Raw genomic sequence first — 25,905 nt, forward strand, 5'->3', positions numbered from 1 at the left:
GGTGCCGTTTTGCGCCCACGACAGCGAAAGCTACTCCCCCAGTTTTTCGGCGGCTTCCATCCATTCTTCTTCGAGGGCGTCGATCTGCTGCTGGAGGTCGCCGATTTGGGCTTGGAAGTCGCCGAGGGCGGCGAAATCGGTGGGATCGGCGGCGGCCATCTGCGCGCGGACGTCCTCGACCTTGCCGTTGAGGGTTTCCACCTTGCGCTCGTTGGATTGCATGAGCTTGCGGAGGGTTCGCTGCTCGCCGCCGGAGAGGCGGGAGCTTTCGGGCGACGCTTCAGTCCCAGACAAACGCGCGTCAGCGGCGCGCGCAGAACGCTGGCTTGGAGGCTGCGACGACACTGCGGATGCGGCGGAAATCGCCAAATACTCCTCCACGCCGCCGGGCAGGTGGCGCAGCTTTCCCCCGATGAGCGCGAACTGATGGTCGGTGACGCGCTCCATGAGGTAGCGGTCGTGGGTGACCAGCAGCAACGTTCCCGGCCAGGCGTCCAGCAGGTCCTCAACCACGGCCAGCATGTCGGTATCCAGATCGTTGCCGGGCTCGTCGAGGATGAGCACGTTCGGCTCGTCCAGCAGGATGAGCATGAGGGCCAGGCGGCGCTTCTGCCCGCCCGACAGATCTTTCACCGGCTCGTTGAGGTCGGCGCGCTTGAATCCCAGCTTCTCCAGGAGCTGCGCAGGCGTCATCTCCTTGCCATCGAGCATCGTGCGGCGGCTGTAGCGGCCGATGACCTGGCGCACGCGGTCGTCGCCCAGCTCGGACAGGTCGTCCAAATGCTGCGACAACACGGCGAAGCGCACGGTCTTGCCGATTTTCACCTCGCCCGCATTCAACTGCTGCAAGCCCTGGATCACGCGCAGCAACGTGGTCTTGCCGGTGCCGTTCTCACCGACGATGCCGTAGCGATCGCCCGGGCCGATGATCCAGTCCACGTCGTCGAGGACGGTCTTCTCGCCGAAGCGCACGGTCACGTGCTCGAGATCCACCACCTGCTTGCCGAGGCGCGCTATGGCCATGCGCTTGAGCTCCAGCTCGTCGCGCAAGGGAGGCACGTCGGCGATGAGCTCCTGGGCGGCGGCCACGTGGAACTTCGGCTTCGTCGCGCGCGCCCGCGCACCGCGCGAAAGCCAGGCCAGCTCGCGGCGCAGCTCGTTCTGGCGCTTCTGCTCGGCCAACGCCATAAGGCGGTCGCGCTCCACGCGTTGCATGATGTAGGCCGAGAAGCCGCCTTCGAACGGCTCCACGCGCTGGTCGTGCACCTCCCACATGCGCAGGCATACCTCGTCGAGGAACCAGCGATCGTGCGTAACCACGAGCAGCGCGCCCGCGCCCTTCTTCCAGCGGGTTTTCAGATGGTTCGCCAACCAGGTGATGGCGCGCACGTCCAGGTGGTTCGTCGGCTCGTCGAGCGCCAGCACGTCCCAGTCGCCGATGAGCAGCCGCACGAGGTCGACCCGGCGGCGCTGACCGCCCGACAGCGTCCCCACCTGCGCATCCCAGGGTATGTCGCCGGCCAGCCCGGCGATGATGTCGCGGATGCGCGCGTCGCTGGCCCACACGTACTCGGGAAGGTCGCCCACCACGGCCCGCTCCACGGTCGCCTCGGGGTCGAGCGTGTCGACCTGCCCCAGCACGCCCACGCGCACGGCGCCGTTCCTCAGCACGCGGCCTTCGTCGGGTTCGAGCGTGCCCGCCAACAGGTTCAGCAACGTCGACTTGCCGTCGCCGTTGCGCCCGACGATGCCCACGCGGTCGCCCTCGTCCACGCCCAGCGACACCTCGGAGAACACCTCTTTCGTGGGAAATTCGACCCGCACCTTCTCGCACCCAAGCAGAAACGCCATGAAGCCATCCTTCTTCGTATAGTCTCAGGAGGCCGATTATAGCGCATGGTGCCGAAGCGGGCCTCCGCTCCACGAGAAGGCCGCGCCCGGCGCGCGGAACCTACGCCGAAGGCTCCGCGTAGCGCGCTTCGGCCTGCTCGTGCACGAGCTCTTGCATGAGCGCGTTCCAGCAGTTCGGCCACGCGACGTCGGGAATGTCGTCGTACGCCAAGCGCTGCATCATGAACAGCGGCGCACCCGTCGCCTCGCCGGCAACCTGCGCGCGCAGCTCATCTTCAAAGCCCTCGGCGGGCACGAGGCGATACGAAGTCGAGGTCATGCCGCCGCCCTTGAACGTCCCGTCCACCGTGAGCGCCGTCTGTTCGAAGCGCTGCGCAGCCGCCGCGGCCTGCTGCGCCACGTCCCCCTCGAGCGCCTCGTCGGGCACTCGCGCCAGCAGATCGAGCAGCACCGGCCCTGGCCCGAGGTCGTCGGACACGAGGCGCCGGAACACCGTCATGGTGCTCGCAGGGAAATACGGCTGGCCGAACGTCGTCTGCTCAGCTGACGACGCACCGTCGAACGGCACGCCCGGATCCGAAAATCCCACGTCGGGAACGTCTCCCCACGCGAAATACAGCTCCCACTGGTCGCCGCCTTCGCACGTGAGGTTCGCGCGGAAGCGAGCGATGCCGTCCTCGATGCCCGCGAACATGATGCCGGATTCGTCGTTCGGCACCGCAATGGGCTCGCCGCTTGCGTACGCCAGAGAATCGCCGCGCTCCCACGAGGTGTCGAGCTGCACGTGGAAGTCGTAGTTCGAAGGATCGGGCGCCCAGTCCGCCACCTGATCCTCGTCGGCGACGAACGGCCCCGAGCTCGAGCATCCCGTCATCAGCCCGACGCAGCACGCCGCGCCGACGTATAAGCCGACGAGCGCCCGCGCCCATCGCCCGCACGTCTCCCCCAGTTCCCATCCCGGCGTCTCCATAGGCCCTCCCCTGCAACACGACCTCCGCCCCGTTCGCTCCATGATACCAAACGGCGGGGAAAGGCCGAAGCCCCGACGCGAAGGAGGAAAAACCGCGGAGGACGCCGTTTTTCGATCATCGGGCGCGCAAGTTCGGCCGCAAGGGAGGAGTTCTCTGCATTTTACCTGTTGAACGCACTTATATGATGAAACCATCCCCAGGGAGGGGGCACCGCTCGATCAAGGAGGAACCATGGACAAAGCGCACGCATCCACCCAAAACGACCGACACCAGCACCACCTCAGCAGACGCGGCTTCTTCAAGGCGGCCGCCACGGCAACCGTCGCCACGGCGGCGGGCGGGGCGCTCGCAGCGTGCTCGCCGACGGCGCCCGCCGCGGAAAGCAATGCGAGCGACAAAGCGAAAGCCGCGTTCGAGGCGGCCGCGGCTCCCATCGAACCCGTCGAGGCGCCTGCGTCGTGGGATGTCGAAGCCGACGTCATCGTCGTGGGGTCGGGCGGCGGCGGCATGACCGGCTCGGTGCGCCTCGCCGACGCGGGCATGAGCGTCATCATGCTGGAGAAGAACGAGAAGACGGGCGGCACCACGTCGTACGGCGGCATGTTCGTGAACCTCGGCGGCCACCGCATGGCGAACGAGGTCGAGTGGGCCTATCCCACCTACCCGTACGACCCGAACGCCGTGGTCACCTACATCAACGACCTGCAGCAGATGACCGTCGATCCCGAGCTGCTGTACGCCATGGCCGTGGAAGGGCCGCAGTGCATCGACTGGATGGCCGACGCGATGGACGTGCCCTGGGCCCCGTCGAGCAAAGGCCCGTCTGGCATGAAGAGCCTGTACTGGGACGGCCAGATCACCGCGAAGAACTCCATCGAGATCAACCACTACCCCTTCGAGATCATGACCGAAACGGCTAAAGCCCACGGCGTGGACATCCGTACGAGCACCGAAGCCCTCGCGCTCGTGATGGACGACGGCACCGTGGTGGGCATCAAGGCCAAGACGCCCGACGGAGAGAAGTTCTTCCACGGCAAAAAAGCCGTGCTGCTCACCGCCGGCGGCTTCGAGATGAACCGCGCGATGCTGGCCAAGTACACGCCCACCTGCCTACGCGGCATCGTCAACGTGGCCACGCCTCCCTACAACGATGGCGCGTGCATCCGCATGGGCCTCGGCGCGGGCGCCGACCTGTCGGGTTACGACTCGGTGGCCTGCTTCGACGGCAGCGTGGAGTGGGAGCCCTACGACGAGTTCGCCACGACCATGAACGCACACGTCAACAAGGACGGCAACCAGGCGGTGCGCCAACCGTGGCTGCTCATCAACCGCACGGGGCAGCGCGTGCCGTTCCTCAGCACGGCCGGCTCGTCCTACCCGTTCCTCAACACCGATCCCAACACCCTGGTAACCGCGCTCACCGACCAAGGCGCCGTGGAGATGAGCCAGCCGGGCGGGCGCACGTACGTGTGCTTCGACTCGAAGTTCGAGCAGCTCGTCGGCGACAACTTCTTCAAGCAGTCCGTGTGCCGCGTAGGCAAGGTCATCCCCGACGACGACCCGCTCATCGACCGCGTTCCCGAATGGCAGCGCGACTGGCGCAATGCGTTCCAGATCATGGTGGACGCGGGCGCCGTCAAGGAATGCGACACCATCGAAGAGCTGGAGCAGGAGCTCGGGTTGCGCGAGGGCGTGCTCGTGAAAGCCGTCGAAGACTGGAACAAGGCGTGCGCGGCCGGCGAAGACAGCGTTCCCACGTACAAGTACGATCCCGAGTGGCTCATCCCCATCGGCGACCCGCCGTTCTACGGCGCGAAGATCGGCGGCAACCTGTTCGCCACGAAGTGCGGCCTGCGCATCAACCCGAAGATGCAGGTCATCGACACGGAAGGTGCCGTCATCGAAGGGCTGTACGCCGGATGGCACACCGCCGGCGGATCGAACGGCGAGAACAACATCGCCGGCAAGCCGTTCAACGGCCTGTACGGCGACGTGGGCCTCTCGTTCGTCGGCGGCTACATGGCTGCCGGCGCCATCATCGAAGCCCAGGCCTAACGCCCGCGCCCCGCTCGAAAGCCGCGCCGCCGACCCCTCCTCCGGCGGCGCGGATCTTCGCGCAGGATGCGTCAGCCGACGCCTTCCGCGGCAAGCGCGCGCAGCTCGCCCAAAAATTCGCGGCCGCACGAGTCGAGGCGTCGCTCGTCGTACAACACATGCAAGTCGCATGGGATGGCGAAGTCCTCGACCGAGAATATCCTGATGTCAGGACTCGTCCGCAAGCCCGAGCGCGACCCTGCCAGCGCGATGCCGAACGTTTCGCCCACGCCTGAAAGGTACAGATCGAGGTAGTTGCCGCAAGGCTGGTTGTCCGGCTCTATGCGCACCCCCGCGGCGGAGAAGTAGTCGGCAACCGTTCTGCCAGCGGACAGCAGATTGCTGGAGTTGCCCAGCAGCAGCGTGTACCCCTCCAAATCGCTGGCGACGATGCGCTCTTTGTCGAACAGGGGGCACGAGCGGTTCATCCAAAAGCAGCATTCGCCGGTGGCCAGGAAAAACGAGGCGATGCGCTCGTCAACGTCGATCGGCCCGGGAGCAGCGTCGCAGCGCGGTCTGACGTGCGCGAATATCGAAACGTCGACCTTGCCGCCGACCACCGATTCCACGTTCGCATACGTTCCCGAAGCGAACAGTATCTCGACGTGCCGCTCGGGGGACTCTCGCCGAAACACGGCGAGCGCGCGCAACAGCACCTCTTCGAACGGCGGGTAATCGAGGGTGCCCACGACGAGCGACGACGAGGCGGCCGAGAACGCCCGGCACTCCTCGACGCTCTCCTCCGTGAGCTTCACGATGGCGCGCGCCTTCTTCAGGAACAGCTTGCCCGTAGGCGAGAGCTCGAGAGCGCCCTGGCGCTTCACCGTGAGCGGGGCGCCTACCTCTTCTTCGAGCGCATGGATGTGAGCGCGCAGCGCCGGCTGCGACACGAACAGCTCGGAAGCGGCTTGCGCGTAGTTGAGCGAGTGCGAGAACGTCACGTATTCGTGCAGGTATGCAGTGTCCAATGGTATTCCTCCCCTCTACCACCGACCTCCACTATACACGAATCGTCGAGCCGCCGTTACGTTACAATAGAGGCACGCCCCCGACCTGCTTTCGAAGGAGGCACCTTCGTGGAACTTCTTGAGCTCTCTTTGCTGATGCTTGCCGCCGTGCTGCTGTCATCCGTGATCGACCAGCTGGTTCCCAAAGTGTCGTCACCGCTCATACAGATTGGCTTGGGCCTGGTCATTGCCTTGGTGATGGGCACCCAGATCAACATCGACTTCGACCCGAACCTGTTCTTGGTGCTGTTTATAGCACCGCTCTTGTACGACGAGGCCAAGCACATCGACAAGAAAGCGCTTTGGGAGAACAAGCGACCGGTGCTGTCGCTGGCCGTCGGCCTGGTCATCGCCTCGGCGCTCATCGTCGGCTTCGCCGTGAACTGGCTGATCCCGTCCGTCTCGCTGGCCGCCGCGTTCGCATTGGGCGCCGCGCTCGGACCCACCGATGCCGTGTCGGTGGCCTCGCTGTCCAAGCAGGTGAAGATCCCCGCGCGCTCCCGCAACATCCTCGAAAGCGAGTCCATCATCAACGACGCCTCGGGCATCGTGTCGTTCCAATTCGCCATCGCCGCTGCGGTCACCAGCACGTTCTCGCTCGTCGGCGCCACCGCGAACTTCTTCTTCGCCTTCGTGGGCGGCATGCTCGTGGGTGTAGGACTGGGCTACCTGGGCAATTTCATCGTGCGCCGCGTGCGCTCATGGGGGCTTGAGAACTCCACGTTCCACGTGCTGTTCGAGGTGTTCGTTCCGTTCATCGTCTACCTCGTAGCCAACGGTCTGGGCACGAGCGGCATCATCGCCGTCGTGGCCGCCGGCCTTCTCAACGTCGTGTCGCCGCGGACCGTCGGGCCCGCCGTCTCGCGCATGAACATCGTTTCGACCAGCGTGTGGCGCGTGCTGTCGTTCGCGCTCAACGGCATCGTGTTCGTGCTCCTCGGCACGCAGCTGCCGCGAGCCATGCAACGCACGTGGGCGAACGTTACCATCGACAACGACGTCCTCATCGGCTACATATTGGGAATCACGCTGCTGATGCTGGCCGTCAGGTTCGCATGGGTGCTGGCCATGGAACGCATCCACCGGCAGCGCACCGGACGCATGACGATGGACGAGCTTCGCTCCACCGCTATCATGACGCTCGCCGGGCCGAAAGGAACCATCACGCTGGCCGTCGCGTTCACTATCCCCTTCGCCATTCCCCAACGCGAGCTGCTGCTGTTCCTGGCGTGCGGCGTCATCGTGGTCACCATGCTGCTGGCAACGTTCGCGGTGCCGCTTATCGCTCCGAAGAAGGAATCCGTCGACGAAGATCGCTTCGACGAGGAGCAGGCCACCATCGAGATCCTCCGGTCGGTCATCGAGGAGCTGGCCGCCCGTCAAACCGACGAAAATCGCGCAGCCACGCAAACGGTCATCCACGCTTACAACGAGCGCATCGCCCGCCTGAAGGACAAGACCGACCTGTCGGGCGACTCGATCACGCCGCTGCGCCTCCGCGCGAACCGTTGGGAGCGCGGCTTCGTGCTCGACCTGCTGGAACGCGAGGAGATCGACCAGCTGGTGGGGTATCGTTACGTAAAGCGTCTCTCGCGCACCGAGAACCTGCTCAAGCACCACGCCGACCGCGTGTCGCTGCAGATAGCCTACCTGCGCGTGCGCACGCTGGCGCATGCGGGATGGCACCGTCTCGTCGAAGCGCTGCCCGGCGACGATCTCGCCGAGCGCGCGCAGGCCGAGCGCGACCTCCGTCTCCGCAGCAACGAGCATGTCATCGAGAAACTGCAGGCCGAGCTGGCCTCGTCCACATCGGACGAACCGACCGAGCACGTAAGCGCGCTGCTGCTGGAATACCAACGCCTCGTGCAGACCACGCACGCAGCAAATCCTTCCATCACCGCGCTCACCACCACGGCGGACAAGGCCGTGGAGCTCCAGCTCCAAGGCCTGCGGTTGGAGCTGGAAGCCATCCAGTCGAGCTACGAGGACGGAACGCTGCCCCGCGCCTCGTACAAGCGGCTGCGCGAGAACGTGGCGCTCATGCAGATCGACCTCGAAGACAACGTGTAGCGAGGAAGACGCTCCCTAGAACAGCACCATCACCGCCACGACGAACGCTGCGGTCAGCACGATGCCGCCGATGACGATGGCCCACACGGCCGGACGCGCGAAGTTGAGCGTCCAGCCCACGCCGAACCGCTCGGGCAGGAACAGGCTGGCGTCGTCGGGGTTGAAGTAGAACACGCCGAACTTCCAGTACCGATCGTCGTCCACGAGCAGTCGGTCGGACGTCTGCATGCGCTTGAACACGCGCGAACCGGCCTGGCCGTACACGACGCTCACCGCCATGCCGCCGATGCACAGCACGAGCGCGGCGATCATCACGAGCACGCCCGCCTGCCCCAAGTTGATCAGGTTCATGAACGACAGCGGCATGGCGATCATCGCCACCGCTATCACGAGACCGCCCACCACGAGATAGATGCTCTGCGCGCGGGCGAACAGGCCGTATGCGAGCGCCGATGTGGCTGGCGCGCCAGGCTCGGCCCACTTCTTCGAATGGGCGATGGTCCAGTGGGAGAATGCGAAGCATAGGCCCATGAAGCCTTGGATGAGCACGGGCATCCACAGGATGATCGGGGTCTTCTCGGCGTAGCGGTTCACCGTGCCGTCGAAGTCCATGTGCATGGGAATCTGGTCGGGCATGTGCGCGTAGCCGATCGCGCCCACCGCGAATGTGATTAGCATGACGGGCAGGTACAGCAGGTTCCACTTCACCGAGACAGCGTGCGGCACGGGCTGCTCGCCCACCACCGCGACGGACTCCTGCGCATCGGCCTCCCAGCCGTGCTCGTTCTTGTACGCGGTCATCTTCGCCCGGTACGCCAGCATGAGCCCGTAACCGCCTGCGGTCAGCGCGAGCGACCCGACGATCAGCACGCCCATCACGCCGTCCACGTTGCCCGCAGCCGCGCAGGCGAACCCCGCCAGGGTGAACGCAGCCGTAGCCGCGCCGACGATGACCGCGTAGCGGCGCTTGAGCGCTTTGACGTACGGGTCGTTCCGCTCGGACGTGGGAACGGTGACCGCGAACACCTCGCCGCGCCGCATGAGATAGGGGGTCGCGGCCATGAACGCGCCGATAATCGGCACGAGCAACGACGTGACCAGCATGATGGCCGTCAGATCGAATCCCTCCACTACCACGCACCTCCCCCGAGCACCGGCTCGCACGACACCGTGCGGTCGGCGCCGGACGCGCGTGCATCGTCGGACGCGCCGGCGTCCGTCGCATCCGAGCGCGCGCCCGCCCCGTAGGCGCGCGCAGCCTGGCGTTGCGCGCACTCCAAAAACTCGCCCCAGCTGCCGCCCCGCGCGCGATGCGCCAGCGCAAGCTCGAACAGGCCGTCCTCCATCTTCGCCAGCTCGATCTGCGCACGATCGGCCCGGTCGTCCTCGCACGGGTCGGCGATGTACGCTCCCGAGCGACCGCGCATGAGCACGTACCCCTCGTCGCGCAGCACGGCGTACGCCTTGTTCACCGTGTGCAGGTTGATCCCCAGGTCGCTGGCCAGGGCGCGCACGGAGGGCAGCGCCGCGCCGGGCTCCAGCTCGCCGCGCGCGATGGCCGCGATGATCTGACCGCGCAATTGCAGGTACAGCGGCTCTTCCGACTTCTGATCTATGCGGATGACCATGCAGACCTCCTTCGTTTAGAACACGAGCACGTTCACGACGAGGTCGATGACGCCCACCGCCACGCCGATGACGGCCAGCAGCAGCCCCGTCTTCTCGCGCGAGCCGCCCAGCCACACCGAGCCGACCAGCCCGAGCCCCGTCGACAGCAGCACCGGAAACCATTTCGGCGACCAGCCGTTGACCTCGCCTGTGACGCCGAAATGCGTCACCACCTGATCAGGCAGCAAGAGCCACTGCAACGCCGCCAGCACCAGCGTCGCCAGGCCAAGCACCACGGCCACCACCAGCCCCGCACGACCCTCCAGCACCTTGCCGGCGCGCCGCGTCGTTTTCTCACTGTAGTCTCCCATGATACATCCTTTCCCTCGTCAAGCCGACGATCCTTACGCCGAAAGCCCGCGCTTCACCGTGGCGCGATACAGCGCAAGCGAGCCCGCGCCTGCGGCGAGAGCCACCAGCAACGACGCTGGCGCGCCCAACAACGGCGCAGCCGCCATGCCGGCAAAGGCGAACCCCATGCCAGCGAACACCACGACGAACACGGGCATGCCGCGCTTGACCGGCTCGTACACGGTGGTCCAGTCATAGCGCGGACGACGTGCGTCCAGCGCGAGCCCCAGAAACGTCGCCAGCAGGCATGCCGCCAGCGGCACCGCGAACAACGCCACGATCGACAGCGCGTCGAGCGGCAACGACACGGCGATGAGCAGGGCGGACAGCACGAGAAACGGCACGCCGACAAGCAGGTTGACAGCCGCCTTCGCGCCGAGCACCGTAGAAGCGGGAACCGGCGCGGTCAGCATGAGCCAACGTGCCGAGCCTTCGAGCGACACCGATGCGGCCGTCGTGGACGAGATGCTGCAGAAGAATGCGAGCCCCCAGGGAGCAATCGCGCCCAAAAGAGGCGCAAGCTCGGGAGGCAGCAGGTCGAGCGACATCATGCCCGTCGCCGTGCCCACCGCGACGGCGACGGCCGCCACGAACACGAGCACGTAGCCGATGCAGGCGTTCATCAGGTAGATGGGCGTGGCCACCAACAGCCGGGCCTCCTTGATTATGAGGGCACGCAGCGGCGTGCTCGATTTCGCGCTGGCGCCCTTATCGTCGAACGAGAAGGTTCCACGGGGGCGCGACGACATGAGCAGCGTATTCACCGGCACGAACAGACGCACGACGAGCGCAAGCACCACGCCTGCCGCCACGAGGTTCACGACGGCAAAGGCGAGGAACGGCACGAGATCGCCCTCGACGATGCCCGCAGCAGCCCACATGGCGGGCGGGAACGCCGATGCCAGCTGAGTCGTCAGCTGAGTGCCCAATGCGGTCATGGCCTCCATGTCGTCGGCCTGCGACGAGAGCGCCAGCGAGCCGAACACGGCCGCCAGCGTGGCCGCCAGGGTGAGCACGATCACCACGATGTTCGCATGCTTGAAGCGCGCCGACACCGCCGCGATGAGCACGGCCAGGACGATGGCCGCCGCAAGCGGCAGCAGCGGGGCCAACACCACGGACAGCGCCATGCAAACGACGCCCACCGCGGTCACGCCCGCGTTCGCTGCGTACACGGCGAACGCCGGCACCATCGCCAACAGGCCGAACAGGAGACTCATGGCGTACAGCGACGCGATGCGCGAAAGCACCACCGACGAGATGGGCACCGGCAGCGACATCACGAGGTCGTAGTCCTTGAAGCCGAACAGCACGCCGTTCGTTTTGAGGAACGCCGCCACCGCGCCGGCGACGGCGCCGACGAGCACCGCGACGAGCGGGATGGCCTCGGGCAGTCCCATCTGAACGAGCGCCTGCGCCACGCCCGACGAGTACATGGCGGCGAACAGCACCACGGCGATCACGACCAGCGCCGCGACGGCCAGCGTGCGCTTCGCCTTCGCCGGATCGGCGTGCAGCGTCTTGTTGATGCCGAACAATCCCAGCAATTGGATTTTCAGCAGAAGCACGAAGGATTTCATTCCGAGTCCCTTCCTTTACGCGTTCTGATCGATCATGTCCAGGAACACGTCTTCCAAGCTCTCGTCGCCAACGACCTCGGCTGTCGGGCCGCACGCGCGCAACGTGCCCTGCTTGATGATGGCTACTTTGTTGCACAGCTTCTCCACCACTTCCAGCACATGGCTTGAGAAGAACACGGCCGACCCGCGATCGGCCAGCTCTCGCAGCATCTCCTTCACGTGGAAGGACGCCTCGGGATCGAGGCCGACGAACGGCTCGTCCAGCACGAGCAGCGTCGGCTCGTGCACGAGCGCGCCGATGAGCACGAGCTTCTGACGCATGCCGTGGGAGTACGAGGACACCAGATCGCCCAGCGCAGCGGTGAGGTTCAGCCGGTCCGCATGCTCGCGGATGCGGCGCTCGCGCACGTCGACGGGCACCTCGAAGATGTCCGAGATGTAGGTGAGGTACTGGATGCCCGTGAGGAACTCGTAGATGTCGGGGTTGTCGGGCACGTAGGCCGTCACGCGCTTGCACGCGAGCGCGTCGCTCTTCACCGACTGGCCCGCGATGCGGATGTCGCCCTCGTCGAAGCCCGTCACGCCTACGATGGCGCGGATGAGCGTGGTTTTGCCGGCGCCGTTGTGGCCGATGAATCCGAAGATATCACCCGGCATGACATCGAGCGTCACGTTGTCGACGGCGCGCTTTGCGCCGAACGCCTTGACCACGTGGTTGACCGAGAGCACCGGAGCGGCCTTCTTCCCTTGCACGTTCATAGCAGATCCTTTCGCTGTCTTCGAGCCGTTCGCGGATGTTGAACCTTCGGTACTTGTTGACCCGTCCGCGGTTGTTTGTTATATTTATGCTATAACAGATGGAACAAAGATGCAAGAGGCGTTCCGGAAAGCGCGCCTACCCACATCGAAATGTTTCACGTGAAACATTTGTTCGCTTAGAAAACGAGGAGGACGCTATGAAGCGCATCGTGATATTCCTGGCCATCACGTTCGGATTGACGTGGGCGTACGAGTTCGGGGTCGTCTATCCCGTCTCAGCCGGAGCCCTGACGGGCATACCGCCGGTCGCTGCGCAGTTCGTAACCGGGGCGGCCATGTTCTTCCCCGCCATCGGCGTGCTCGTCACGCGCCTCGTCACGCGCGAGGGCTTCAAGAACAGCCTGATCAAGCCGAAGCGGTTCGGGAAGTCCGCGCCCTGGTTCGCCGTAGCATGGTTCGGGCCTGCAGCGCTGGCCTCAATCGGCGCCGCGCTGTACTTCCTCGTGTTCCCGCAGGATTTCGACCCGGCCATGTCCACCATGGCGGCCACCGTGCAGCAAGCCAACGCAGCCAGCGGAGCCGAGCTGCCGAGCGACGCCGTCGTGATGATGCTGCTCGCCCAGCTGCCCTTCGCCGTGTTCCTAGGCCCCGCGCTCAACATCTTCACGACGTTCGGCGAGGAATGGGGCTGGCGCGGCTACCTCGTGCCGAAAGTGTCCACGCGCCTGAGCATCGTGCCGACGCTGCTGGTCACCGGCGTGATCTGGGGCCTGTGGCACGCGCCGCTCACCATCATCGGACACAACTACGGCGTGGGGTACCCGGGTTGGCCGTTCGCCGGCATAGCCGCCATGTGCGTGTTCTGCATCGTGTTGGGCATCTTCCTCACCTACGTCACCGTGCGCACGGGCAGCTGCCTCGCCGCGGCCGTGGGGCACGGCGCCGTCAACGCGTTCGTCAGCGCGGGCATCATGTTCTCGGTCACAGGCGGCAACCCGTTCGTGGGCCCCATGCCCGTGGGCATCCTCGGCGGCAGCGCCTTCATCGTGGCGGCCGGCTTCATGCTGTGGGACCTGCGCCGCCGCGAGAAAGCCGGCACGCTCGACATGCCGCAAGCGGGCCTGCCCGACGACGTGACGAAAGCCGACCTCGCCCGCACGGCAAACTAGCGGACGCCCCTACTGCTTGATCACCGGGCAGGAGATGGCGCTGACGGCTGCCAGCGCCGCGCACAGGTAGAGGGCGGGCAGCGCCGAGGCCGACGCGTCGATGAGCGCGCCCAACGCGAAACCCGTCAGCAGGCTGCCGATGTTGGCGACCGCCGTGATGAAGCCCGTCGATTGCGCGGCGATCGACGGGCGCACCAGCTCGCTGGGCAGCGTCCAGAACGTGCCGCAGCACAGCGACACCGACGCGTAAGCCACCACCAGCACGGCGGTGACCAGGCCATGCGGCACGAACGGCACCGCCACGAGCGCCACCACCGACACGGCGTTGCCCACGAGCAGCACGGGCCAGCGCCGCCCGCCGAACACGCGATCGGACAGGATGCCGCCCAGAGGCGACGCGATGAGCGTGATGACGAACGTGGCCGACGTGATGCTTGCCACGGCGTCGCCCGAGAACCCCAGGTTGCCGGTGAGCAGCGGGGGCAGCAGCGTGGCGAACCCGTAGGTCAGCCACCCGTTCACGAACCCCACGACGATGGCGGCCCAGAACCGCGGCTGCTTGCGCACCTGCGCCATGGTGTCGGGGCGAGCGGCGGGCCTTTCCTCAGGTGCGGTCGCCTCGTCCGGCGGCAACAGGTCGGCCACCGCATCGGCGCCGGGGTACACCGCGCCCAGGTCGCGCACCGTCGTCGCATATACGATGGCGATGATCGCGCCCGGCGCGACCACCAGCACGGCAGCTGCGAACTGCCACGACATCCCCGTGCTCAACAACGGCGGCGCGAAAAACGACGCCAGCGCGAAGCCGAAGCCCAGCACGCCCATGAGCAGGCCTTCCGCCAGCCCGCGCTGCCGCACGGGGAACCACAGCGTGGTTGACGACACCACCGAGCTGGCGATGCAGCCGCCGGCGACGCCCTGGAGGAAGCGCAGCGCCATCATACCCTCGTAGCTGGCGCCCACCACCGTGGGGAACAGCGCCGCCAGCAGCACGTTCACCACGATGCCGCCCACCACGGTTCGCCGCGCGCCGAACAGCGCCTGCAGCTTGCCGCCCGCCGCGCTGGCCAGCGCGTAGCCCGCCAGCGTCACCGTGGTCAGCAGCGCCAGATCGGCCGTGGCCAGGTGCCACTGGTCCTGCACGGTAGACGAGAACGCGTTCACCACCTGCACGGTGAGGAAGAACTGGCCGTACGCCAGCATGTTGGCAACGAGAATCCACCACCGGTACGCGGGCGGCTTGCTCAGACGGGAACGGGCTGATGCGATCATGGGAGGCCCTTTCGGCGGGAACGCGGGCTACTGCACCCAGTGTAGGCCCGCTCCTGCCATGCCCGCCGACCCGTCACCCCCAAGAAAGCGAACTGGAACCTGGTAAGCCCTTGCTCCGCATCACGCGGGATGACTCGGCCGGATAGTATCCGACCGCGCTTGGCGCGGGTGCCGCGCGCCAAGGAGACGGGAGAAACAGAGAACGAGCTCGTGCTTTGCTCATCGGACATCGGAGCGGCACGCACCCCTCCGCACCCGCAAGCACAACCCGCATCGTCCCGCGCGGCGAGGGTCGAACCGATTTTTCGGACTCCTCTGCAACTTTTTCGACTTTGTGGCAGGTTTTCGGACCGAAAACGGCCTTCTGGACGACCGATCGCCTGTGACCGGACGATAAGTCCCGAGAAAACCCCTGGTCGGCGCATTCAGCGGTTTCCTCAGCTTGCCACAAAGTCGAAAAAGTTGCAGAGGAGCTCGATTTTCCTGCTCTGGCTGCGTGGCCGCGGTCGGGATGCCGGCAGTAGTGCTGCCATCGCCCGAGAGCGTCTCGCGCGAAACTCCGGGCCGTCGTCGACGCGGGGGCCGTGCAGCGCGGCAAGGGTCCAAAACGGGGCGCCCGCACGGAGGAAGGGCCTCGTCCGCGCAAACGGACGAGGCCCTTCCCTTCAGCGGGAAGATCGCCGCATTACACGGTGATCTTGCCCTTCCCCGTGCGCTCGACCTCGCACAGACCGGATCGGAAGGGAGGGAATCCGGTGATGGGGTCGAAGTCGCGCGTGGTCAGCAGGTTGATGTCGGCCTGGTGCCAGCCGTGGAAGACGTCCACGACGCCGGGCAGCACGAGGTTCGTGACCTCGGCCTTCATCGTCACCTCGCCGAACTGGTTGAACACACGCACCTGGCAGCCGTCGGCGATGCCGCGCGCCTCGGCGTCGTCCGGATGCAGGCGCACCACCGGATCGGGCATGAACTGGTTGAGCCACGGCAGGTCGCGCAGCTTCGAATGCGTGTAGTACGGCACGCGCGAGCCGCTGTTCAGAACCAGCGAGTAGTCCTTCGCCTCGTCGGGCGTGCTCACCGGGCTGTGCACCGGCTCTTCATACACCGGAAGCCCCTCGAAGCCGTACTGCTTCAGCACCTCGGACACCAGCTCGATCTTGCCCGTGGGCGTGTTGAACCCGGGCTGCCCGTCCTTGCGCAGGCCGCCCGTTTCGTACTTCTTCACGTCCTTCGTGCCGCCCGGAACCTCGTAGCCCTCGGGATGCTCGCGCAGCAGCTCCAGCGAGATGTCGATGCCCGCGCCCTGGTACATGTCGTCGAGCGCCGCCTCCACGCTGCCGCCGTAGCACTCCTCCTCGAAGCCCAGCGCGCAGCCGATCTCCAGGATGATCTGCCAGTCCTCGCGGCACTGGCCCGCCGGCTCCACGACCGGGTCGCGATGGAATACCTTCCGTCCGAAGATGGCGGGCGGGGCCATGCGCTCGTAGCACATGGCGGCCGGCAGCAGCATGTCCACCAGGTCGTGCGTCCAGGGACGCATGTAGTAGTCGATGGCCACGGTGAACTCCATGTCCTTGATGGCCTTCTGGTACTCCGGCGTCTGCGGCCACATCATGGAGTTCACGCCCAGCAGCACGCCGGCGCGGATCTTGCCGTCGGCCACCAGCTCGGGCAGGTGCGCGGTCTGGATCATCTTGAAGTAGTGCGCCCACACGGGGAAATCGTCCTTGTCCAGGCGCTTGTCCTGCAGGCCTTTCTCGTCGTACATCTTCTCCAGGCGGAACGCCGCGGTGGACGCCGAGTAGTCGAACGGCAGCCCCGGGCCCATGGCCAGGCCGCCCGCCACATCCAGGTTGCCCGTCAGCGCGATGATGGAGTACACCGCGCGCTGGAAGTTGCCCACGTTGGTGGCATGGCACGCGCCGGCCGAGCTGGATACCAGCGTCGCGGGCGCGTTCTCGCAGATCAGATGCACCGCTTCCTCAAGCTTGGCGGCGGGAACCCAGGTGATCTCCTCCACGCGCTCGGGCGTGAACTCCTGCACGTAGGCGGACAGCTCATCGAAGCCGTGCGTCCACTTCTCCACGAACTCCTTGTCGTAGAGACCGTCGCGCAGCATGACGTTGATGAACCCGAGCGCCAGCGCGCCGTCGGTGCCGGGACGCAGCTGCAGATGGATGTCGGCCATGCCGGTCACCGTGGGCGTGATGCGCGGGTCGACGACGACGAACTTACAGCCGCGCTCCTTCTGCTTCATCATGTCGCCGAAGCGGTACGGCTGCGACCATGCCGGGTTGAGCGACCACACCAGGCAGCTGGCCGTGGCGTCGGTCGGGTCGGAGCCCATGGTCAGCTGGCCCGTCACCAGCTGCGAGCACATCCACGTGGCCGCCGCGCAGGTGGAGCTTTCGGATCCGTACGTCGGCGAACCGAACAGCGTGGCCAGGCGCTGCATGGCGCCGCGCGGCTCCTTCGGGTCGCCGCAGTAGAACAGCACCGCCTCGGGGCCGCTTTCGTCTTTGATGCGGTTGAACTCGCTTGCGATGCGGGCGTACGCGTCGTCCCACGAGATGGGCTCCCACTCCGGCGCGCCCGTTCCCTTCGCGTTCGTGCGCACCATGGGATACGTGATGCGATGCGGGTCGTACAGCTCTTGCAAGCTGGAAACGCCCTTCGCGCAGATGGGAGACGCGGGATACTGGTCGCGTGCCTCCACGCGCACCACCTTGCCGTCCTTCACCGAGGCGGCGATGCCGCACTTCGGCACGTGGTTGCACATGTCGCAGTACGTGTACTTCACCTCGACGGGCGCCTCCTCGGCGATGGCTCCTTCGGGATGCACGATCTCGTAGGCGCCTCCGGCCAGCGCCGCGCCCGCGACCGCCGCCGAGCCCTTGAGGAACGTACGGCGGGAAACGTTGGTGAACTCGCTCATGTTAGGCCCCTTCCTTCCCTTGCTTAGAATTCGCCAGCGCGTCGGACGGCAGCACCTCGAGCGGCATGCCGTCGACCGGGCGGTAGTAGAACGACCCCTCGTCCACGCGCAGCACCGCCTCATCGCCGGCGATGAACTTCGACACCGGGCTCTCGGGGTCGTCCAGGTCGCCGAAGTAACGCGCCCGACCCGGACAGTTCACCACGCAGGCCGGCTGCTTGCCCTCGGCCAGCCGAGCCTCGCAGAAGATGCACTTCTCGGCTACCAGCTCGCGCTGCACGCCGTACGACTCGTAGGGCGCGGGCACGTCGGCGCCGAACATGTTCTCGCTTTTGCGGTTGAGCTTGCGCGCGCCGTACGGGCACGCCGCCAAGCACAACCCGCACGCGATGCACTGGTCGTAATCGATGACGGTGATGCCGTCGTCGCGCCGCACGCTCGCTCCCGTGGGGCACGCGTCCACGCATTTCGGGTGCTCGCACTGTACGCACGCGTTCGGCACGTACGCTCGGCCGCTCTCACCCGCCTTCGTGCCCCATTCGCACACGTCGAGGCTGTTCCACGACACGCCCGGCCGCTGGTTGTTCTGCATTTGACACGCCACGACGCACGCGCCGCACCCCGCGCATCGCCGCAGGTCGATCGCCATTCCGTACCTGGTCATCCCCTCGTCCTTTCTCCCTGGTGCGCAGCCGCTCCGGCTTGCGCTTCTCCTGATGCGAACTCTACGCGGGACGAAGGGCCTCTTCCAGACGCGCCTGCAACAACCGATTCCCGTATTTCGCCCCACTGCGATGCTGGCGGCGGCATGGTCGTTTCCTGGCGCACGCCAGGTTTCATGCCGCGTTGAATGGCAGCGTTGGCGGCTTGCCCTCACAAGTGCTAGTATTGTCCTGGGGTTTTTCGCCGAGCCACAGGAAGAGGGGACCATGGCAACCGAGCAGGAATACCGATCCATCCTCATACCGAACCAGCCGTTCCGCCGATTGAAGATCGCCGAGTACATCTCGCAGGGGAAGAAGAAAAAGCTCTTCAAGGGCGAGTACATCCGGACGAGCGCCAAGACCATCGACGACCTGTATTACTACTACATCGACGAGGGCCAGATCATCGCCACGTTCGAGCAGGAATCGGGCGAGGTGGCGCCGCTGTACTGGCGCAATGCCGGCAACGCTTTCTCGGCGGAGTACAACGACTACGCCTCCATCGGCCGCTACAAGGCGCGCTTCATCGCCGCTCAGAACACCGTGCTGTTCGCTTTCACGCAGCGTCAGCTCTACGAGCTGAGCCAAGACGATCCCGAGCTGTTCTACGAGTTCATCAACGTGTGCCATATGTCGTTCGCCCAGATGGGGCATCGCATCAGCAACACGGGCTACCAGTCGTCCACCAAGCGCATGATCATGTGGCTGCAAAAGCTGTGCGCCACGCAGTCCCCCGACGAGAACGGCGTGTACGACATCGAGTGCAAGCTGACGCTGCAGCAGCTGTCCGAGCTGCTGTCCATCCACATCACCACGTGCACGAAACTCGTAGCAGCGCTGGAAAACGAGGGCGTCATCGAACGCACGCGCACGCGCATCCGCGTGTTCGACGCCGACCGCCTCTCCCGCTACGGCTTGGAAGACAACCCGCTAGCGTACTGAGCTGCGGGCGTCTCGCACGCGCGCCGTCTGGCCCGCTGCGCGCTTGGGCCGCCTCGGATCCCCCTCACGGGCGCATTGTCGCCCGAAACGTACGGATTCGCGCGAAAAACCGTACGTTTCGGGCGACAATGCATTTGCGGAACGCAAACCCTGGCGTTCTGGGAGCGTTACAGACCACGCATGAGCTCGCCAACTTGGAGCCCGAATCCACGAGCAATGCGCTCGATGGTCTTGATGCCGACATTCACGGTGCCGTTTTCGATCGCAGCCAAATAGCTTCGATCGATGCCTGCCGTTTCGGCGAAGCGACGTTGAGTTAAACCGCGCTCATCGCGCAGCTCCTTGATCCGCAATCCCAATGCCGTTCGAATATCCATGCCCGATACGCTACGGAAAACAGGTAAACTGAGGTGTAGCAAATCAACAACATTATGGGGTCGGGCGAGACAGGTGAACGACTACCTGGATGCGCTTGAAGAGATACGCGCCGCTTCGAAAGCAATCTTCGCCTTCGCGAAAACAGAAGAGGAAGTTTGAAGGCTGGAGCAAACGATATACGACGCCATACGCTCCTACGCGAACGAACACCCTGCGTTGCGGGAAGACGACCAATCGCAACGAGAAGTTCCTAGCGCACCTTCGCCACGATGAAGCCGAGCGTGGCCAGCGCCATCACGCCGGAGAAGCCGAAGGCTAGCTGGTAGGCCAGCGCTGGATTCGCCGCCCCTGCCGCGGACGCCCCCACCACCGCGATGAGGAACACCATGACCGACGTGCCGAGCGACGCGCACGCCTGGCGCGCCGAGATGCAGAACGACGAGCCGTCCGCCACGATGGGCCGCGGCAGCTGCGCGAGGCTCCACGACGTAAGCGGGCCCACGAGCCCCGACACGCCCACCGCGCGCACGGCCTGGCACAACGTGGTCACGTACAGCGGCGTGTCCGCGTCGAGGAACGACATGAGCACGGCGCCCGCCGCCAAGAACACGCCCGACACGAGCGCGACCGGGCGCACGCCCACCTTGTCGGTGAGCACGCCCGCCAGCGGGTTCAGCACGAGCGCCGCCACGGTGCCGGGCAGCAGCACCACCCCGGCCTCGAGCGCGGTCCCGCCGCACAGCCCCTCCACGTACAGCGGCACGATCAGCGTGACGCCCATGAACGAGGCGTTCAACAGGTTCTGCGCGATGAACCCTGCGCGGTATTGGCGCGACGCGAAAATGTCCATGCTGATCAGCGGGTCATCCACGCGATTCTGGCGCCGCACGAACAGCACGAGGAACAGCGCGCCCAGCGCGAGCGGCGCCCAGATGAAGGGGCTGTCGAACGAGAAGCTGCTCGCGTTCGAGAACGCCAGCAGCAGGCCGCCGAACCCCAGCGTGGATTGCGCGAGCGACACCACGTCGAGCCGCGCGCCCTTGTCGGGAGCCGCCGAGGGCCTGATGGCGATCGCAGCTGCCGCGCCCAGCACCAGCATGATGGCTACGAGCAGCACGAAGAAGCTGCGCCATCCCAGCGCGAAGCTCATCGCGCCGCCGATGGTGGGCCCGATGTTGGGCGCGAAGCCCATGGCGATGCCTGCGATGCCCATCGCCGTCGCCTGCCGGCCGCGCGGGAAGCGCGTCATGGCGATGGTCTGCATGAGGGGCATGAGCATGCCCGTGGAAACGGCCTGGCACACGCGCCCGACCAGCAGCACGGCGAAGTTGGGCGCCAGCAGGTCGGCCACCGCACCCACGAGGAAGAACGCGAGCGCGATGAACACGTGCTGCCGCACCGAGAAGCGCCGCGAGAGAAACGTTGCCACCGGCACGGTGATTCCCAGCACCAGCATGTAGATGGTGGTTAGCCATTGTCCCAGGTCAACGGTCAGACCGAACTGCAGCATGATGTCGTTCAGCATGGCGTTGACCGCCGTCTGCGAAAGGTTGCCCGACGCCGACGCCAGCACGACGATGGCGAACAGCGCGTACACGCTCATTCGCTCGCTCTTCACTCGTTTCATGCTCGCACGTCGCCTGCCCTTCGTTTCCGACCAGCGCATTCCAGTATATCCCAAGCGCCGAAAAATCCGATTACCCATTTCGTGGCAGAAACCCGGAGAAATTCGTCGCATGAAGTTTCTTGAGCCTGCCCGATCTTCCAAAAACGGATACCGTTCGTCGCATCGTCCCAGGTCGGCAAAAACCCCGAAGAGAACGCAGACTATCGGGAAGCGCTTCGACGACGAATTTCTCCGCGTTTCTGCCACGAACGGTCGAGTTCGCGGAACACGTGCTTCCGGTATACTGGAATCCTGTAGAGAGGAGGGATTGTGACCGAAAACGAGGCAGATGCGCCGGCGTACCGCTTGAGCTGGGCGCGCGTTACGGTGCTGCTCGTGCTGGCCGCGCTGCCGGTCGTCCTCACCGCGCTGGCCCAACCGTTCCTTCCCGACACCGTCCCGCTGCACTACGGCATGAACGGCCCGGACGAATGGGGGCCGAAGGGCAAGCTGTTCGTCGCCGCGGGCATCGTGTCCGCTATCGCGTTTGTTCTGGCAGGAGCGTACTACGTGACGGAGCGCCAGCGCGAAACCGGACGCCAGGATTGGATCGTGGCCGACAGATCCCTGCACGGCGCACCGTTTCCCGTTCTTGCAGGGCTTATCGTCGTTGCGGATTGCATCCTGATCGTCTGCCTGTTCGCCGCCTTTCAGCCGAAAGGTTTCATGCTCCCCACCAATGTGGATGCCCTCATATCCGGACTCGTGTGCGGGGCCGCATTCCTCTCCTTGCTGGCACCGGGCCTCTACATGCTCATCACCGGAAAGGGCCTCTCGCTCGTGAACTTCCACCCTGGCACGAGCGACCTCGAGAAACGTACGGGCGCTGACAAGCAGCAAGCGCGCGCCATCGGCGGCCTGCTGCTGTTCCTCGCCGGCTTCGTCATCATGGAATTGGTGCTGCTGGTGAAATGACGCACCCGCCGTCAGGCGGGTGCGCGCTAGTTGAATGCTTGCTGGGTCTTCTCCAAACCTACCTGCACCAGCGACAACGCTGCTTGCGCGCCGCGGTCGGTGGCCTGCGCGAAGTCGTCTGCGGCGTCCTTCTTGGGCTGCGACAGCACCCAGTCCACCACGGGCATGCGTCCCGGCGGGCGACCGATGCCCACGCGCACGCGGTACCAATCGCGCGTGCCCAGCTTGTCGCAGATGGAGCGCAAGCCGTTGTGGCCCGCATGCCCGCCGCCGAATTTGGCCCGCACGGTGCCGGGATCGATGTCCAATTCGTCATGCACGACGATGAGATGATCGGGCCCTACTCCGTATGCGTTCATGAGCTGCTTCACCGGCCCGCCCGACGTGTTCATGAAGCTCTGCGGCTTGGCCAGCACGAGGTCGTGGTCGCGGTACACGCCCTTCGACGTGAGCGAACCGCACTCGGTCTTCCAATAGCGCGCGCCCACCTCGTCGGCGATGAGATCCACCGTGTCGAATCCGGCGTTGTGCCGCGTATGCTCGTATTCCGCGCCCGGGTTCCCCAGGCCCACGATTAAAAACATGAGAACCAGCTTTCCACTCGCAAGTCGTTCGTACATTCAGCGAGAAAGGCCGTGGCGCCCGAGATTCGTGGGATGGCGGAGGCGAAGCGCGCCCCGAAGGAAGTCCCCGCAGGGGATACTTCGGTACGCGAGCTTTCGCCATCGCGCGAAGATTGGGCGCCACGGCCTTTCGCAGCGTCGGCCCGTTCCGCTGTTCGTAGAACAGCGGAACCCCCTACTCGAACAGCGACGCGACGGAGCCGTTGTTGTAGACGTTGCTGATGGTCTTCGCGAACAGCGGGCCCACGGACAGCACCTTCACCTTGCCGGTCTGACGCTCGAGCGGCACGGGCACCGCGTTCGTCACCACGACCTCCTCGATGATGGAGTTCTCGATGCGATCGTACGCCGGGCCGCTGAACAGGCCGTGCGTGGCGCACGCGTACACTTTCTCGGCACCCTTCGCCTTGAGCGTGGTGGCGGCAGCAACCAACGAGCCGGCCGTGTCGATCATGTCGTCGTTGAGGATGCACACCTTGCCCTGCACGTCGCCGATGAGCGCCGTGATCTCGGCCTGGTTGTGCTTCGGGCGGTCCTTGTGCATGATGGCGATGTCGCAATCCATCATCGTGGAGAACTTCTTGGCGGCCTTCGCGCGGCCCACGTCGGGCGACACGACGCACAGCTTCTCCTTGTCGAGGCCCATACTGCTGAAGTAGTCGACGAAGATGGGCATGGCGGTCATGTGGTTCACCGGCAGATCGAAGAAGCCCTGGATGGCGTCCTGATGCAGGTCGATGGTGATGACGTTGTCCACGCCGGCGGCGGCCAGCAGGTCGGCCACCAGCTTGGCGGTGATGGGCTCGCGCGGAGCGGCTTTGCGGTCCTGGCGCGCATAGCCGTAGTGGGCGACGACGGCCGACACGGAGCGAGCCGACGCGCGCTTCGCGGCGTCCGTCATGATGAGCAGCTCCATGAGCGCGTCGTTCACATCGTAGCCCTCGGCACCGCACACCGACTGGATGAGGAACACGTCGGCACCGCGAACGCTCTCCTGGTAGCGCGCGTAAATCTCGCCGTTCGCGAACTTCTCAAGCTTGACGTTGCCGAGCGATGCGTTCAAGTCCTTCGCGATCTCGTCGGCAAGCTCGGGGTTGACCGACCCCGAGAACAAGGCCATGCTCTTCTGCACTTCCGTCATGTGCGCGCTCCTTTGTTTCACCCTGGGGCCGCCGCGCCCCGCAGCCGTCGCCCCCTGTCTCATGGCCCCTATTGTATCCGCACCCGTCGTGCCCGCACAGGGGCAACTTGGCCATCTTCGCAGATTGACCGCAAGGAAGGGGCGGATGCGGAACGAGCCGCACCCCGACGCCTCCGCCGCGCAAAGGGGCTCAGCGCAGGTTCTTGCCTTCCTCGATGAGGCTTTGCAGCTCTTGCTTGGAATGCACGCCGGCCTTGGCGTAGACGTTGCGGATGTGGCTTTTCGCCGTGTTGAACGAGACGCCCAGATCGCCCGCGATGCGCTCGATGGTATAGCCCTTCCCCAGCAAGAACAGCACATCGCGCTCGCGCAGCGACAGGTTCGCCTGCTCGGCCAGCGCGTTGCAGCTCTTCGTCCAAGCGCCTTCCCGCGGGAAGTCCTCGACGGCACCCGGCGCCGCGCCGCCCGATCCGCCTTCAAGCTCCCTCCCGCCGGGGAAGAAATCGCCCGCAGCCTGGTTGGTCTGGGCGTTGCGCGTCTTCTTGAGCGCCATGCCGATCGTGCGCTCGTTGAGAATGACCATCGACACCACGAGCAGCACGAACACCATGCCCATGGCAAGCGCCACCATGTTGCTGGGATTCTCCACCAGCATGGGCGCCAGCGACGAACCGGCGAACCAGCCGACGGTGGTGCCCGCCGCCGATGCGCCGCGACCCCAGCCGAACACGCGCACGTACGACAGGTCGGTGCGGTTGGCCACGTTGGTCAGCAGGCACCACACCATGAGGATGAACAGGTTGTACGCGATGCTCACCAGCTCGCCCTGGATGACGCCCAAGCCGCCGAACAGCGGCACCACGAGATTGCCCAGGCAGGTGAGGATGATGATGGGATAGTACAGCTGGCTGACGTCCACCTCGCGCACCAGCAACCCGATCAGCACGAACTCCAGCAACGCCACGCATCCCGTGGCGAACACGATGATGACGCCTTGATCCGTCATAGCCGAAAGAGGCTGCTGCAACGCCATGAACCCCTTGATCACGCCCGCTATCACTGAGAACACCGTCACCGCCACCACGAGGCGGATGAAGTAGCCGCGCGGAAGCTCGCGGATAGGGACGGCGTCGTGAGCCTGCTCGGCTGCGGGGCGCGCGACCGCCATGGTGAACACCACCGCCAACAGCGGCAAGCCGGCCGTCATGAGCAGCCCGACAGGATGCGGCAAGCCGATGCAGACGAAGAACAGCATGCCCGCGAAGATGAACGAGCCCGCCGTGTACATGAACGCCTGGCGCGCGCCCACCGTGCTGTACACCGACCCCAGGCGCAGAGCGACGAACGCCGTGCCCACGCCGGTAAGCGCGCAGACGGCCGCGAAAATCGCACTGTCCGCGCCCGCGGGCGACGACCATGCGGCCGCGAGCGTGGCCAGCGTGGCGAGGCCGGCCATGGCCGTCACCATCGCGCGCGACCGCACGATGCGCGCAGCGGCGCGATGGAACACGCCGGCTGCGATGAGCACGAGCCCGAGCGCCGTGGTCGACGCCAGATACATGGTCAGCATGGCGCCGTTGTCAACGGACGGGCCAGCCCATCCGTACAGCACATCGCTGTTGTAGCAGAGGAATATCCACGCGTAGTAGGCACCGAAGCCCAGGAACTTCATGCTGGGCCATTGCTCGTCCAAGTCTTCCAGCAGCCTCGATGCCGAAAACCGCGCGCGTTCGCCCCGCTCCTTGGTCGCTTCCTCCGTACGCATCATGAACCTCCCCATCGCGCGGCCCATCGCCTGCGCCGCGCTCC

At 65.6% G+C, this 25,905-nt stretch carries 21 protein-coding genes; 5 read left to right on the forward strand and 16 right to left on the reverse strand.

The features are described 5' to 3' along the window. Window positions 1–30: 30 nt before the first annotated feature. Together C1A15_RS00015 and C1A15_RS00020 are read right to left on the reverse strand one after the other, a co-directional pair. The gene (locus C1A15_RS00015; RefSeq protein WP_101720673.1) at window positions 31–1,851 is read right to left on the reverse strand and encodes an ABC-F family ATP-binding cassette domain-containing protein; all 1,821 of its coding nucleotides are present in this window, start codon (window positions 1,849–1,851) and stop codon (window positions 31–33) included. A 100-nt stretch (window positions 1,852–1,951) separates the two neighbouring features. Next, complete coding sequence (locus tag C1A15_RS00020; protein WP_101720674.1) at window positions 1,952–2,821, reverse strand: hypothetical protein; 870 nt, start codon at window positions 2,819–2,821, stop codon at window positions 1,952–1,954. Between the two features lie 232 nt (window positions 2,822–3,053). Between C1A15_RS00020 and C1A15_RS00025 the strand changes: the two genes are divergently transcribed. Further along, complete coding sequence (locus C1A15_RS00025) at window positions 3,054–4,877, forward strand: FAD-dependent oxidoreductase (protein ID WP_101720675.1); 1,824 nt, start codon at window positions 3,054–3,056, stop codon at window positions 4,875–4,877. Window positions 4,878–4,948: 71 nt separating this feature from the next. On the opposite strand, the gene C1A15_RS00030 is transcribed toward C1A15_RS00025, so the two are convergent. Continuing rightward, window positions 4,949–5,884: a LysR family transcriptional regulator gene (locus C1A15_RS00030; RefSeq protein WP_101720676.1), complete on the reverse strand. Its 936-nt coding sequence runs from the start codon at window positions 5,882–5,884 to the stop codon at window positions 4,949–4,951. A gap of 108 nt (window positions 5,885–5,992) precedes the next feature. On the opposite strand from C1A15_RS00030, the gene C1A15_RS00035 reads away from it, so the two are divergent. Next, a complete protein-coding gene (locus tag C1A15_RS00035) occupies window positions 5,993–7,993 on the forward strand; it encodes a cation:proton antiporter (RefSeq protein ID WP_101720677.1) in 2,001 nt (666 codons plus the stop codon). A 15-nt stretch (window positions 7,994–8,008) separates the two neighbouring features. Here C1A15_RS00035 and C1A15_RS00040 read toward each other — a convergent pair whose 3' ends face one another. The 5 genes from C1A15_RS00040 to C1A15_RS00060 are packed head-to-tail and all read right to left on the reverse strand — an operon-like array spanning window position 8,009 to window position 12,351. Next, window positions 8,009–9,124, reverse strand: coding sequence for a DUF1648 domain-containing protein (locus tag C1A15_RS00040; protein WP_101720678.1), 1,116 nt, complete (start codon window positions 9,122–9,124; stop codon window positions 8,009–8,011). Further along, window positions 9,124–9,621 carry a GntR family transcriptional regulator gene (locus C1A15_RS00045; RefSeq protein ID WP_101720679.1) on the reverse strand — a complete coding sequence of 166 codons (498 nt, stop codon included), beginning with the start codon at window positions 9,619–9,621 and terminating at the stop codon, window positions 9,124–9,126. Before C1A15_RS00045 ends, C1A15_RS00040 begins: the two co-directional genes overlap by 1 nt. Window positions 9,622–9,636: 15 nt before the next feature. After that, window positions 9,637–9,972: a DUF1648 domain-containing protein gene (locus C1A15_RS00050; protein ID WP_101720680.1), complete on the reverse strand. Its 336-nt coding sequence runs from the start codon at window positions 9,970–9,972 to the stop codon at window positions 9,637–9,639. A 33-nt stretch (window positions 9,973–10,005) separates the two neighbouring features. Then, complete coding sequence (locus C1A15_RS00055) at window positions 10,006–11,592, reverse strand: hypothetical protein (RefSeq protein WP_101720681.1); 1,587 nt, start codon at window positions 11,590–11,592, stop codon at window positions 10,006–10,008. A 15-nt stretch (window positions 11,593–11,607) separates the two neighbouring features. After that, window positions 11,608–12,351 carry an ABC transporter ATP-binding protein gene (locus C1A15_RS00060; RefSeq protein WP_101720682.1) on the reverse strand — a complete coding sequence of 248 codons (744 nt, stop codon included), beginning with the start codon at window positions 12,349–12,351 and terminating at the stop codon, window positions 11,608–11,610. A 197-nt stretch (window positions 12,352–12,548) separates the two neighbouring features. On the opposite strand from C1A15_RS00060, the gene C1A15_RS00065 reads away from it, so the two are divergent. Further along, complete coding sequence (locus tag C1A15_RS00065; protein ID WP_101720683.1) at window positions 12,549–13,520, forward strand: CPBP family intramembrane glutamic endopeptidase; 972 nt, start codon at window positions 12,549–12,551, stop codon at window positions 13,518–13,520. Window positions 13,521–13,529: 9 nt separating this feature from the next. On the opposite strand, the gene C1A15_RS00070 is transcribed toward C1A15_RS00065, so the two are convergent. From C1A15_RS00070 to C1A15_RS00080, 3 genes are all read right to left on the reverse strand, one after another. After that, on the reverse strand, window positions 13,530–14,792 hold the full coding sequence (locus tag C1A15_RS00070) for an MFS transporter (protein WP_101720684.1): 1,263 nt from the start codon (window positions 14,790–14,792) through the stop codon (window positions 13,530–13,532). Between the two features lie 685 nt (window positions 14,793–15,477). Beyond that, entirely contained in the window at window positions 15,478–17,727 is a 2,250-nt protein-coding gene (locus C1A15_RS00075; protein WP_101720685.1) for a molybdopterin-containing oxidoreductase family protein, read from the reverse strand. A gap of 1 nt (window position 17,728) precedes the next feature. Beyond that, complete coding sequence (locus C1A15_RS00080) at window positions 17,729–18,391, reverse strand: 4Fe-4S dicluster domain-containing protein (protein ID WP_101720686.1); 663 nt, start codon at window positions 18,389–18,391, stop codon at window positions 17,729–17,731. A 265-nt stretch (window positions 18,392–18,656) separates the two neighbouring features. Here C1A15_RS00080 and C1A15_RS00085 point away from each other — a divergent pair, with 265 nt between their 5' ends. Further along, window positions 18,657–19,373 (forward strand): Crp/Fnr family transcriptional regulator, encoded by a 717-nt coding sequence (locus C1A15_RS00085; RefSeq protein ID WP_101720687.1) that lies wholly within the window; start codon window positions 18,657–18,659, stop codon window positions 19,371–19,373. 167 nt (window positions 19,374–19,540) lie between these two features. Here C1A15_RS00085 and C1A15_RS00090 read toward each other — a convergent pair whose 3' ends face one another. Together C1A15_RS00090 and C1A15_RS00095 are read right to left on the reverse strand one after the other, a co-directional pair. Next, window positions 19,541–19,750: a helix-turn-helix domain-containing protein gene (locus C1A15_RS00090; protein ID WP_101720688.1), complete on the reverse strand. Its 210-nt coding sequence runs from the start codon at window positions 19,748–19,750 to the stop codon at window positions 19,541–19,543. A gap of 251 nt (window positions 19,751–20,001) precedes the next feature. Then, window positions 20,002–21,354 carry a DHA2 family efflux MFS transporter permease subunit gene (locus tag C1A15_RS00095; RefSeq protein WP_245864835.1) on the reverse strand — a complete coding sequence of 451 codons (1,353 nt, stop codon included), beginning with the start codon at window positions 21,352–21,354 and terminating at the stop codon, window positions 20,002–20,004. A 333-nt stretch (window positions 21,355–21,687) separates the two neighbouring features. Here C1A15_RS00095 and C1A15_RS00100 point away from each other — a divergent pair, with 333 nt between their 5' ends. Further along, on the forward strand, window positions 21,688–22,332 hold the full coding sequence (locus tag C1A15_RS00100) for a DUF1648 domain-containing protein (RefSeq protein WP_245864837.1): 645 nt from the start codon (window positions 21,688–21,690) through the stop codon (window positions 22,330–22,332). A 26-nt stretch (window positions 22,333–22,358) separates the two neighbouring features. On the opposite strand, the gene pth is transcribed toward C1A15_RS00100, so the two are convergent. The 3 genes from pth to C1A15_RS00115 form a co-directional block, all read right to left on the reverse strand. Continuing rightward, on the reverse strand, window positions 22,359–22,916 hold the full coding sequence (pth, locus tag C1A15_RS00105; RefSeq protein WP_101720691.1) for an aminoacyl-tRNA hydrolase: 558 nt from the start codon (window positions 22,914–22,916) through the stop codon (window positions 22,359–22,361). Between the two features lie 214 nt (window positions 22,917–23,130). After that, a complete protein-coding gene (locus C1A15_RS00110; RefSeq protein WP_101720692.1) occupies window positions 23,131–24,096 on the reverse strand; it encodes a ribose-phosphate diphosphokinase in 966 nt (321 codons plus the stop codon). Between the two features lie 190 nt (window positions 24,097–24,286). After that, window positions 24,287–25,864, reverse strand: a complete 1,578-nt coding sequence (locus tag C1A15_RS00115; protein ID WP_245864839.1) for a helix-turn-helix transcriptional regulator — start codon at window positions 25,862–25,864, stop codon at window positions 24,287–24,289. Window positions 25,865–25,905: the final 41 nt, after the last annotated feature.

Source organism: Eggerthella timonensis, assembly GCF_900184265.1.
Taxonomy (GTDB): domain Bacteria; phylum Actinomycetota; class Coriobacteriia; order Coriobacteriales; family Eggerthellaceae; genus Eggerthella; species Eggerthella timonensis.

Excerpts from the sequence above, each read along its gene's own strand:
- C1A15_RS00115 (WP_245864839.1), bottom strand. The coding sequence starts at position 25,864 with ATGATGCGTACGGAGGAAGCGACCAAGGAGCGGGGCGAACGCGCGCGG.
- C1A15_RS00080 (WP_101720686.1), bottom strand. The coding sequence starts at position 18,391 with ATGACCAGGTACGGAATGGCGATCGACCTGCGGCGATGCGCGGGGTGC.
- C1A15_RS00095 (WP_245864835.1), bottom strand. The coding sequence starts at position 21,354 with ATGAGCGTGTACGCGCTGTTCGCCATCGTCGTGCTGGCGTCGGCGTCG.
- C1A15_RS00025 (WP_101720675.1), top strand. The coding sequence starts at position 3,054 with ATGGACAAAGCGCACGCATCCACCCAAAACGACCGACACCAGCACCAC.
- C1A15_RS00055 (WP_101720681.1), bottom strand. The coding sequence starts at position 11,592 with ATGAAATCCTTCGTGCTTCTGCTGAAAATCCAATTGCTGGGATTGTTC.
- C1A15_RS00070 (WP_101720684.1), bottom strand. The coding sequence starts at position 14,792 with ATGATCGCATCAGCCCGTTCCCGTCTGAGCAAGCCGCCCGCGTACCGG.
- C1A15_RS00060 (WP_101720682.1), bottom strand. The coding sequence starts at position 12,351 with ATGAACGTGCAAGGGAAGAAGGCCGCTCCGGTGCTCTCGGTCAACCAC.
- C1A15_RS00065 (WP_101720683.1), top strand. The coding sequence starts at position 12,549 with ATGAAGCGCATCGTGATATTCCTGGCCATCACGTTCGGATTGACGTGG.
- C1A15_RS00020 (WP_101720674.1), bottom strand. The coding sequence starts at position 2,821 with ATGGAGACGCCGGGATGGGAACTGGGGGAGACGTGCGGGCGATGGGCG.
- C1A15_RS00085 (WP_101720687.1), top strand. The coding sequence starts at position 18,657 with ATGGCAACCGAGCAGGAATACCGATCCATCCTCATACCGAACCAGCCG.
- pth (WP_101720691.1), bottom strand. The coding sequence starts at position 22,916 with ATGTTTTTAATCGTGGGCCTGGGGAACCCGGGCGCGGAATACGAGCAT.
- C1A15_RS00110 (WP_101720692.1), bottom strand. The coding sequence starts at position 24,096 with ATGACGGAAGTGCAGAAGAGCATGGCCTTGTTCTCGGGGTCGGTCAAC.
- C1A15_RS00090 (WP_101720688.1), bottom strand. The coding sequence starts at position 19,750 with ATGGATATTCGAACGGCATTGGGATTGCGGATCAAGGAGCTGCGCGAT.
- C1A15_RS00050 (WP_101720680.1), bottom strand. The coding sequence starts at position 9,972 with ATGGGAGACTACAGTGAGAAAACGACGCGGCGCGCCGGCAAGGTGCTG.
- C1A15_RS00015 (WP_101720673.1), bottom strand. The coding sequence starts at position 1,851 with ATGGCGTTTCTGCTTGGGTGCGAGAAGGTGCGGGTCGAATTTCCCACG.
- C1A15_RS00045 (WP_101720679.1), bottom strand. The coding sequence starts at position 9,621 with ATGGTCATCCGCATAGATCAGAAGTCGGAAGAGCCGCTGTACCTGCAA.
- C1A15_RS00075 (WP_101720685.1), bottom strand. The coding sequence starts at position 17,727 with ATGAGCGAGTTCACCAACGTTTCCCGCCGTACGTTCCTCAAGGGCTCG.